The organism is Halomonas lysinitropha (assembly GCF_902500215.1).
Taxonomy (GTDB): domain Bacteria; phylum Pseudomonadota; class Gammaproteobacteria; order Pseudomonadales; family Halomonadaceae; genus Halomonas; species Halomonas lysinitropha.
Map to the genome: position 1 here is coordinate 72,729 of NZ_CABVOU010000041.1, position 9,853 is coordinate 82,581.

8 protein-coding genes and 2 pseudogenes are annotated in these 9,853 nt (G+C 55.3%); 6 read left to right on the forward strand and 4 right to left on the reverse strand.

Going from position 1 to position 9,853, the window contains the following annotated elements:
• From HALO32_RS14595 to HALO32_RS14615, 5 genes are all read left to right on the forward strand, one after another.
• Entirely contained in the window at nt 1–2,076 is a 2,076-nt protein-coding gene (locus tag HALO32_RS14595; RefSeq protein WP_151444635.1) for a DEAD/DEAH box helicase, read from the forward strand.
• Nucleotides 2,073–3,407 carry a GIY-YIG nuclease family protein gene (locus tag HALO32_RS14600; protein ID WP_151444636.1) on the forward strand — a complete coding sequence of 445 codons (1,335 nt, stop codon included), beginning with the start codon at nt 2,073–2,075 and terminating at the stop codon, nt 3,405–3,407. Before HALO32_RS14595 ends, HALO32_RS14600 begins: the two co-directional genes overlap by 4 nt.
• On the forward strand, nt 3,400–3,729 hold the full coding sequence (locus HALO32_RS14605) for a hypothetical protein (protein WP_151444637.1): 330 nt from the start codon (nt 3,400–3,402) through the stop codon (nt 3,727–3,729). Before HALO32_RS14600 ends, HALO32_RS14605 begins: the two co-directional genes overlap by 8 nt.
• A 5-nt stretch (nt 3,730–3,734) precedes the next feature.
• On the forward strand, nt 3,735–4,220 hold the full coding sequence (locus HALO32_RS14610; RefSeq protein WP_151444638.1) for a hypothetical protein: 486 nt from the start codon (nt 3,735–3,737) through the stop codon (nt 4,218–4,220).
• 181 nt (nt 4,221–4,401) lie between these two features.
• The gene (locus tag HALO32_RS14615) at nt 4,402–5,547 is read left to right on the forward strand and encodes an OST-HTH/LOTUS domain-containing protein (RefSeq protein ID WP_151444639.1); all 1,146 of its coding nucleotides are present in this window, start codon (nt 4,402–4,404) and stop codon (nt 5,545–5,547) included.
• A gap of 563 nt (nt 5,548–6,110) precedes the next feature.
• Here the strand turns inward: HALO32_RS14615 and HALO32_RS14620 are convergent.
• The 3 genes and pseudogenes from HALO32_RS14620 to HALO32_RS14630 all read right to left on the reverse strand — a co-directional run bounded on the left by HALO32_RS14620 (nt 6,111) and on the right by HALO32_RS14630 (nt 7,656).
• The gene (locus HALO32_RS14620; RefSeq protein ID WP_151444640.1) at nt 6,111–6,530 is read right to left on the reverse strand and encodes a hypothetical protein; all 420 of its coding nucleotides are present in this window, start codon (nt 6,528–6,530) and stop codon (nt 6,111–6,113) included.
• A gap of 173 nt (nt 6,531–6,703) precedes the next feature.
• Nucleotides 6,704–6,799: pseudogene (locus HALO32_RS14625) on the reverse strand (transposase); the annotation flags it as partial.
• A gap of 3 nt (nt 6,800–6,802) precedes the next feature.
• Nucleotides 6,803–7,656 (reverse strand): IS5 family transposase gene (locus HALO32_RS14630; protein ID WP_151444641.1). Its coding sequence is split into 2 segments (ribosomal slippage): nt 6,803–7,314 and nt 7,314–7,656, totalling 855 coding nucleotides; the frame shifts between segments, so codons are not numbered across the junction.
• A gap of 597 nt (nt 7,657–8,253) precedes the next feature.
• Between HALO32_RS14630 and HALO32_RS17995 the strand changes: the two genes are divergently transcribed.
• A complete protein-coding gene (locus HALO32_RS17995; protein ID WP_192576525.1) occupies nt 8,254–8,703 on the forward strand; it encodes a hypothetical protein in 450 nt (149 codons plus the stop codon).
• A 191-nt stretch (nt 8,704–8,894) separates the two neighbouring features.
• Here the strand turns inward: HALO32_RS17995 and HALO32_RS18320 are convergent.
• Nucleotides 8,895–9,110, reverse strand: a pseudogene (locus HALO32_RS18320) (ISL3 family transposase); the annotation flags it as partial.
• Between the last annotated feature and the right edge of the window lie 743 nt (nt 9,111–9,853).

Consider the following 9,853-nt stretch of genomic DNA (forward strand, 5'->3'; position numbering starts at 1 on the left):
ATGGCGGAGCTGATCAAGGTCGAATACGAGCGCACCGGCAAGAGCGCCACCAGCAACGCGCTGGGGATGCGCGAGATGCAGGCGAGAGCCTACGAGAAGCGTGACAGCCAGTATCTGCTTCTCAAGGCACCGCCAGCCTCCGGCAAGTCTCGGGCGCTCATGTTCCTGGCCCTCCACAAGCTCAACCGCCTGGACCTGCGCAAGGTCATCGTGGCGGTGCCCGAGATGTCCAACGGGGCGTCGTTCAAGGACACCGATCTCACCTCTCATGGTTTTTACTGGGACTGGCACGTCGAGGATCGCAACGACCTGTGCCGTGCAGGCAACGACAGCGGCAAGGTGGATGCCTTCTGTCGTTTCATGGCCGACCCCAACGACCGCATCCTGGTCTGCACCCACGCCACGCTGCGCTACGCCTTCGCCAAGCTGAAGTCCTCGGACTTCGATAACTGCCTGGTGGCCATCGATGAGTTCCACCATGTCTCTGTCGACGAGAGTAACAAGCTCGGTGGGCTGATTGATGACTTGATGCAGGGCTCCACCGCGCACATCGTCGCGATGACGGGCAGCTACTTCCGAGGCGACGCCGCCCCGATCCTGTTGCCCGACGATGAAGCTCGCTTCGACAAGGTGACCTACACCTACTACGAGCAGCTCAACGGCTACCGCTATCTGAAGTCCCTGGGGATTGGCTACCACTTCTATCAAGGGCCATACATCAAGGCGGTCCACGAAGTCCTGGACCCGGACAAGAAGACCATCGTCCATATCCCCAACGTCAACAGTGGCGAGAGCACCAAGGATAAGTATGGCGAGGTCGACCACATCCTCGATGCGCTGGGCGATGTTGAGGTGCAGGACAGCCAGACCGGCATCGTGACGGTGCGTCATCCATCTGGGAAGCTGCTCAAAGTTGCCGATCTGGTGACCGACACCCCCATCCGGCGCGATGTGCAGGAATACCTTCGCAATGTTACCAAGCTCGAGGACGTCGACGTCATCATCGCCCTGGGCATGGCCAAGGAGGGCTTCGATTGGCCCTTCTGCGAGCATGTGCTGACCATCGGTTACCGCAACTCAATGACCGAGATCGTCCAGATCATTGGGCGTGCTACTCGTGACAGTGAAGGCAAGACCCATGCGCAGTTCACGAACCTGATTGCCCAGCCTGATGCCGACGACGAGGACGTGAAAGTCAGCGTCAACAACCTACTCAAGGCCATTACGGTTTCGTTGCTCATGGAGCAGGTGCTGGCCCCCAGCGTGTCGTTCAAGCCGCGTTCACGCATGAGGCCGGACGAGAAGGGAGAGCCGGGCACCGTGATCATTGAGGACACCCAGGCGCCTGTCTCCGACAAGGTGATGGGCATTCTGGAATCCGGCGGGCAGGAGGACATCATCGCCGCACTGCTTCAGAAGCCCGAGGTGGCCGCCGCTGCGGTGACGGTTACCACCGAACCCGAGGTGATCAACCAGGTAGAGTTGCCGAAGATCATCGAGCAACTTCATCCCGACCTCGATGATGGTGAGCGTGAGCTGTTGCGAGAAACCGTGGTGACGACGATGGGCGCCCGAGCCACGGGTGGCTTGTTTAATGAGGATGAGCTGCCAGAGGGAGCAGAGATTCACGAGCCAGGGCAGGTCTACGGCGACGATGGCGTGCCTGTCGATCCCGGTGCCGCTCCGGATGGCCGTAATCTCGGTGATGACGCCGACGACGGCGAACCCCAGGGCAACCGTCAGTTCCTCAAGATCGGCGAGAAGTTCGTCAACATCGAGCACCTCAACATCGACCTGATCAACCAGATCAATCCTTTCCAGGGTGCCTACGAGATCTTGTCAAAGGCGCTTACTGCCCCCGTCCTCAAGACCATTCAGGACACGGTGGTCGGCAATCGCACGCAAATGACCGAAGAAGAAGCGGTGGTGCTGTGGCCCAAGATCGTCGCCTTCACCAAGGAGCAGGGACATCCGCCCTCGGTGCACAGTGATGATCACATGGAGGTCCGCTATGCCGAGGCGCTGGCCTATATACAGCAGAAGAAGCGGGAGCGGATGAGGAGTGCGTCGGCATGATTCGCACCCGTCGAGAGCCGCCCAAACGACGCTCGCTGGACGACATCTTCGCCGAGTCCGATGAGTTGGGTCTGCTGACTGTTGCACCACCCAGGTCGTCAGCACCGAGTTCTGATCAGCGGTTGGTGGCGACGCTTCAGAACATCGAGGCATTCGTAACCAAGAACGGACGCAAACCACAGCAGGATGCGAAAGACCTCAACGAAGCCACGCTAGCCGTCCAACTGGCCGCTCTGAGGCGCGATCTTAGCAAAGTGGAGGGATTGGCTGACTGGGACACGCTCGGCCTCCTGGGACGCTCTACGGGCGATTCTGAGGATGCGAGCCAAGACGAGCCTGCCAAGAGCGCAAGGGCAGGGCAAAGTGGCCGCGATGATACATCGGAAGCCTCTCCTGCCACTCCTAAGGAAGCGCCCGTCTCACCGGATAGTGTCACTTCGCTGGACGACATCTGGGACAGCGACACCCTCGGGCTGCTGAGCGGAGGCGACGATAGCGTCGAGTCGATCTTTGACCTGACCCATGTGCCCGAGGGCAACGAGCGGGACATGCCGGACGAGATCGCCCAGCGAGCCCACTGTGACGACTTTTACCGCTTCGAGAACCTGTTCGACCAGGTGCGTGAGGAGCTGCGTGAAGGTGACGCCGAGGCAGTGCCGTTCCAAATGGAGTCGCAGATCGACGAGGGCGACATGTTCGTCCTCAACGGCATGCTGTGTATCGCCGATCAGGTGGGCGAAGAGAGCGTAGGCGCAGGCCGCAAGTTCAACCCCCGCCTGAGAGTCGTTTTTGACAACGGCACCGAGTCCAACCTGCTGCTGCGCTCACTCGCCAGGGCGCTCTACAAGGACGAGACGGGGCGGCGAATTTTGCGTCCCGACACAACCCTTGATGTCATGCAGGGCATCACGCACCACGACAAGCGCACCGGGGTGATCTACATCCTCCGCTCGCTGAGCCAAGACACGGCACTGCGTGGCATCCGCAACCTCCACAAGATCGGCTACACAGAGAAGGAACTGGACAAGCGTATCACCGGGGCAGAGCGGCAGCAGACCTATCTGGAAGCGCCCGTGCAGACCGTGGCGTCTTTTGAGTGCTACAACCTCGATCCCCGCAGGTTCGAGCGTCTGGTCCACGCCATGCTTCACCACCAGCGCGTCAACGTCTTGTTGCACAGCCGAGATGGGAGCACCTACCGGCCTCGTGAGTGGTTCGACGTCGAGTTGGATGCCGCACGGGAGATCGTCAAGAGAATCGTGGACGGCACGATTGCGCAGTATCGGATGGACAATACGACAGGGCGTCTAGTGGAGAAGCGCCATGGTTAGTCGCCGTGAGCTTACCAATACGGTGCAGTGGAGCCTCGTCTACGAGCGCCTTCTTCGCGCCGGCATTCCGCGAGATGAGATCCCTGACTTGATCCGTAAGATGGGGATGGAGCACGTCAGGTGGATCAATCGTGAAGCCATGGAGCCGCAGGAGTGCCCGAATTGTCCCAATGAGTTCCATCCCAAGGTGCTGGAAGACGCTCGCCTGGACGGAAAGGAAACGATCATCTGCCAAGGCTGCCGCTCCAAGCTCTGGCTGGTGGTCGATGAAGAGCACTACGGCACCGTTCCCGTCATTCATAAACCGACAGTCAAGAGTTAGCCGGCGTGATCGTGAGCTACTGGTTCGAGGCGGATGACATGGCGCTCGCCGGGAAACAGCACGACGATTACTGGAGTGTCCTGCAGATTCTAGTGCAATGCCTGGTGCACCGTGTGGATGACCTCGCACCGGAGCTGCCCCCCTTTTTGCCGATCGAGACCTACGACCACTGTGACCTTCAGTGGCTCCACGACCTGCTGGCCGCACGCTTTCGGCTAGCCTGGTTGCGCGAGCACAAGACCAGTTGCAAACAAGTCACATTGTTCGGGGAAGACGAGTTCGTCGAAGCCAGAGATTTCGCGTTCGAGTGGCACAACGCCATCCAGGAGCAGCTCGAGGCCTTGCTGGTGAGCTACCCAAACACGGTGCGCTACGTCTTGATCAGTGTGCTTTTGCCGAATCCCGACAAGCGGGGCATCGGAGCAGAGGATGCCTTCTTCCGAGATGTCGTCGAACAGGAACGCAAGCGGTTGAGTTCCGAGGCCCCTTGAGTGGCCAACACGGTTTTCGGCGCATAGCTGAAATGGGGTGATTATCGCCCCGGCGAGTGGTTTGACGTAGAGCTGGGCACGGCAAGGGAGATCCTTAAGCGGATTATAGGTGGCACGGTCGCGCAGAATCGTATGGATAATACGAATAGACGTCTAGTGAAGAAATAAGGATAAACAAAGTTTGGGAGTTGCTATGGGATGTAATGCTTGGAACCATCCGCCAGGTTGTCGTTGTGGATGGGGAGGTGATGGTCATAAAGGAAAAAGCCCCGGTGGTTGGCAAGGCGGTGGATACGCAATAGGTAGAATGAACCACAGTCTTACAACTTACAGTGATACGGAAACTGATAACCGAGCAACTACATGTCCGAAGTGTGGAAGTAATGTGTTTTTTATTAGGCATAATGGAGGCTCGGTTTGGCTAGATCCGCCTCTCTCACCTCCTTGGTATAAGCATCCATGTTTCGATTATGAAACTGCCGGCGAGGAAAGGCGAGCACTTTTTAAATCAGGAAATGGAAATCAAAAATATCGAAGCCAGTCAACTAAATTATTTGTAGTGGATTCGTGCAGATTTTCACAAGAATTCCTCACAACAAACGTCAAAGGTGGTTTCGAAGATGGTGGAATATACTCCATTACATTGAAAGGCGATGCTAGACGCTTTGCCGGTATCTTGTGTTTTACTGACACTTCAACAAAAGAGATATGGCCGGTTAATGATTCTGAATTAAAGATGATATTTCAAGGAAGGATGGCAAAGATCGATGGTGCACGGTATATAGAAGAGCGAAGGGCCTCTTTAAGAAAAGAATCAGATGGAGTCAGGAAGAAGTATGCTGTAAAAAAGAAAGAAATAGAGCAGAAAGAATCATATGCATGCAAGCTGTGTAAATCAGTATTCGATGCTCAGAAGAAATATAGAAAGCATTTGAGAAAGGCACATAATGTCATTGAAATTAGTTTTTACGGGCACGTTACTGGTTTTTTAATTTGTGATCAGAATGATTTGGGAGATGCTGAAGGCACTTATAGCAATAAGAACGAAAAGGATGAAGAGAATCACCCGAAAGCTGAATTTAGAGAAATTGATGAAGTTCGCTTCCTGATAACTTCCTCGATTAATGCCAAAACAGATGATGAAGGATGGGCAAAGTTAGGGAGTGTTGGGAGCTTGGTTTACCAAAAAGACCCCCTGTTCAAACCCAAAAATTATGGGTTCAAGAAGTTGTCTGGTTTAATTAAGTCTCTAGATTATGTTGAGGTGAGTGAGGCTCCAATGAAAAATAGTCCTGAGTCATACGAAATACATGTTAGGATTAGATAGTCAGCGAAAATGATGTGAATCGATATGGCCACTGAAAAACAGCCATAAGTTGGTTCTTCGTCGTTTCATGTGGATTTGGCCTGATCAAGCCTGCGTCCCACGGAACAACCAATCAGGTAGACCATCGCAATAAAGTTGGCCTTGTTCCGGTAGCCTTGTGCGCGTGATCGGGCTGCCCGGAACAGACCGTCATGCCTTCCAGACGTGCGGTGGTCGATCCAGCGCTTCATCTCTTGCTCGGCTTACGGCTCCAGCGTCGTTAGGGCCTTTGCCATCTTCTTGATCGGTGCCTGGCTGCTTACTGCCCTCCACACTCTTGACAAACTAGGGTGAATGGCCTGGCCATGGAGATCAAGGCGGGGGTGGGAAGTATGCAGGCGCTGCGTTTATGGTTTGAATTGAAGAGGCCCAGGCCATGGGACAGAACCTGAGTGTTGCCCATAACATGGTTTATTTCCTCGTGGGGTCATATACTGGCCAAGTTAAGGGGGAGCGAATTCCCGATCGAACGACGAAGAGCCGAAAAGTTTTTTAGCGATCCCTTGAATAAATATTTTAGAGTTTTAAATATCGATTATGGAGTTTAAGTCTTTCCATAAGCTAAGTTTGGCTTTATCGTCTGCTTCGTAAGTGGCGAGCATTTCTATCATGCTCTCCATACCATAATCTAACCATCCATTTTTAATGGCATCTGAGATTTGAAGGAATGGATAGATTATTCCGATGACATCTTTTTCCCATACGCTCTCTTGAGTTGTGCTGTCATACGCACCCCAAGATTTCCCGGAGTCGGTAAGAAAATACTTTCCTTGCTTATCTCTGGATTGCATGCCAGCAAGCAGCAAGGCTGAATGGATCTCCTCAGGGCTGTGGGTGGTTGGTAAATTTGAAGCTAGCTCGGCAGCCGAAAGATACTCGGAAAAGTATTCACGCAGTTTATTTAGCTTTTCCTTGAGAGCCGAAAGGTCTGTTTGTTGGTTCATTAAGGTGCTCCGTTAGGTGAGATGCGGATTTTAACCAATGTTGAGTGTCAAGGGGAAGAGTTTTATTTTCGTATCGCTGCTTCAGACACTTGGTGAACGACCAGATGTATTCACCGCCTGATTGGCACCGGATTTACCTGCTCCTCTTGATGAACCTACCATGTGGCCAGGCAGGAGCCGTCATGTCGCCAGTGTCGGAAACGGTCATAGACCGTCTTCCAAGGACCGTAACGCTAAGGAAGGTCGTGCCACTTGGCGCCCGAACATAGGATCTAGGTTCTGTCTGAAAAGTTGGCACGCAAGCAGCGATCTATGCAGGCCAGGCATACCATCGCTTTGAAGCTGCTGGCCAACTTGTCGTAGCGGGTGCAGACGCGGCGCAGTTCTTTGATCCAGCCGAAACAGCGCTCGATGATGTTGCGTTCTCGATAGCGGGGCTTGTCAAAGCCCCTTGGGGCGCCAGGGCTCGGCTTTCGCTTCATCTTACGCTGGGCAATGATCGGCTTCATGCGGTGCTGGTCGCAGTAGCGGCGAAGCGTATCGCTGTCATAGCCCTTGTCCGCCACAATATGGCGACAGCGTTTACGTGGCCTGCCCCTCGTTCCAGGCAGATGAACGTGTTCCATGGCCGGGATGAAGTGCCGTGTATCCGAGTCCTGCCCAGGCGAGAGCGTGAAGGTCAGCGGCCATCCATGCCGATCACATACCATGTGAATCTTGGTCGTCAGGCCGCCTCGGCTGCGCCCCAGGGCATGGTCTATGGGTTCTTGATGTCCCCCTTTTTACCGCCTCCTGAGGCGGCTCGGGTGGCTCGGATCGATGTCGAATCGATCATCCAGGTGTCCAGGTCCATCAGGCCATCCTCTCGCAAGCGAAGCTGGAGGCGCGCCAGGATGGCCTCGAAGGTGCCATCGTCGCGCCACTGACGGAAGCGATCGCAGACCGTCTTCCAAGGACCGTAGCGTTCTGGCAGATCGCGCCACTTGGCGCCTGAGCAGAGGATCCAGAAGATACCGTTCAGCACCTGGCGGTCATCGCGGCGGGGGCGCGCTGTTCTCTGCGGTGGCGACACGATGTCCTCGATGAGGTCCCAGCCGTTCTCGGAGATCTCGTAGCGTCCTGCCATGGGTCACTTATGCCTCAGCAGCATAGGTGACATTAGCAAATTCGAGTTTTCGGACAAAGCCTAGTTAGTTGCACCACCCGTCAGGGACTTCTGAGCCCAACATTCTTTTAGTCCACGAGTGATAAAAATGAGCGCTTGCTTACTTGCTTACTCCCAGGTTCAAGCGCAGCCTGATAACAGGGCTCGAGTGACAAGAGGCCGGCCGCAAGTGACTGAAGGGTGAAACGTTGTCTAAGGGGCTCATACCCAAGTGACTGATACGATTCAACGCCTCACGCGAAAGAGGACATGACATGAAGGCAAAAATTTTGACCTCACTGACCCTGGCCATCGGATTGCTGCCCCTGGCGGTGGTAGCCCAGGACCAGAACCTTTCGAACGATGACGTGGATGGGATGCTCGTGGAGGAGATTGAGACCGTCCCCACTCAGCAGGCTCAGGAGACATTGGCAGATGTTCAGGAAGAGAATGCTCCCGATGAGGCCGACTTTGGCCTCGATACGGCTAGCGAGGCAGTGACCGAGGGTGGTGTTGGAGTCGATGGTCAGGCTACCAGCGACACCGCTAGTGAGGGTCGAAGCACCGAGGCCCGAGGCAATGCAGGCGGTCTTAACAGCACCGCTGCTGGCGGCGCTAGAGGTAACGCGGGGGGTAGAGGTAACGCTGATGCTGCCGGCAGTGGCGGTGGTTCCGGCGGTGGCAGCGGTGCTGGAGGCAGTGGTTCCGGTGGTGGTCCTGGCGGTAACGGTGGTGGTCCTGGCGGTAACGGTGGTGGTCCTGGTGGCAACGGCGGTGGTCCTGGTGGCAACGGCGGTGGTCCTGGCGGCAACGGCGGTGGTCCTGGGGGCAACGGTGGTGGTCCTGGGGGCAACGGTGGTGGTCCTGGTGGCAACGGTGGTGGTCCTGGTGGCAACGGCGGTGGTCCTGGCGGTCGCAGCTAGTCGCTTGCTGACACCCATTGGCGTTATTAAGGCCGGCTCAACGAAGCTGGCCTTGTCATTTGAACTATTGATGCTTGGTGGCCACACTCGTCATCGGAAACTGTAAGACCTTCCTCTTAGCTCAGTGCGTCAGAAGTCCATCATGGCCTCCGACAACTAAGCCGAGTTGTGGAAAAGTCTTAGGGATAGCTACGAGCTGGGCTAGATTTAGCGGCTCCCCTTTCCGATGAGTGCTGCAATCTCTGTTTTGATGACAGGTTGAGGCCCGGGACGGTCTGACATCGGTTCTTCGTCGTTTCATGTAGATTTTCCCTGATCCAGCAGGCGGCCCACGGAACTACCGATCAGGTAGATCATCGCTATGGAGTCGGCCTCGTTCAGGTAGCCGCGTGCACGTGACCTGTCCGCCTGGAAAAGACCGGTCATGCCTTCCAAGCGAGCGTTGGTCAGGCCGGATATCTGATCGGCATGGCACTCGAGCGTCGTCAGGGCTTTCGGTATCGGCTTGAGCAGTGCCTGGCCGGTTACTGCTCCTCTCACTCCTGACAGAATAGGCTGCCTGGTTTGGCTTGGCTTGGCTTGGCCTCGACGAGATAATGAGGCCGTGGGGTGGAAAGTATCCAAGTGCTGCTTATTGAGAACACAGAGCTCTTCCAGCACCAGACTAGGGCAGACCAAGGTGCCGTCCATGCCATACTTCCTGTCCGTTGGAGGTCATATCCTGGCCCAGCTCAGAGGACGAATTCCACACCCAGCGACGGAGAGCCCTAATATTCGACAATCTTTTATGTTATAAACTCACCAATCACTCCCGTAACGTGAAAAAAAATCTCGCACAGAAATGAATTGCTTTATCTTGGGGTGAGCTATAGTAAACATGCCTAAGCAAGACGCTCCCTGGCGACAAATACGAGACCTACGACATTGACCATGCGCTTATTGTTCTGATAAGCACATGTGGCTTGCCCAAGTCATTGCAATGTCCTCATCGAGACGCCTCAGGCTGATGGCATGGCGATTTTCGCAACGTGCAACACCGCATCGGGGACTCGAGCATCCATGCCTTCGGTTATCGCGCCGAGGGACCATCAAAGCACCTGCTCTCAGAAAATGCTGTGCTGCTCCTGCGTGACTCAGCGCCGTAGGGCTCATCATGGTAAGTGACTAGGCAGATATTTTCATGCATAGTGCCGATAGGATTTCAGCTTAGGACGGCAGCATGGCAAGTCGCTTCATCTCTCCCCTGGCAGAGGACG

Bases quoted from the DNA above. Each gene is read 5' to 3' on its own strand.
- HALO32_RS14605 (WP_151444637.1), top strand. From the start codon at position 3,400: ATGGTTAGTCGCCGTGAGCTTACCAATACGGTGCAGTGGAGCCTCGTC.
- HALO32_RS14600 (WP_151444636.1), top strand. From the start codon at position 2,073: ATGATTCGCACCCGTCGAGAGCCGCCCAAACGACGCTCGCTGGACGAC.
- HALO32_RS14620 (WP_151444640.1), bottom strand. From the start codon at position 6,530: ATGAACCAACAAACAGACCTTTCGGCTCTCAAGGAAAAGCTAAATAAA.
- HALO32_RS17995 (WP_192576525.1), top strand. From the start codon at position 8,254: ATGCAGGCGGTCTTAACAGCACCGCTGCTGGCGGCGCTAGAGGTAACG.
- HALO32_RS14595 (WP_151444635.1), top strand. From the start codon at position 1: ATGGCGGAGCTGATCAAGGTCGAATACGAGCGCACCGGCAAGAGCGCC.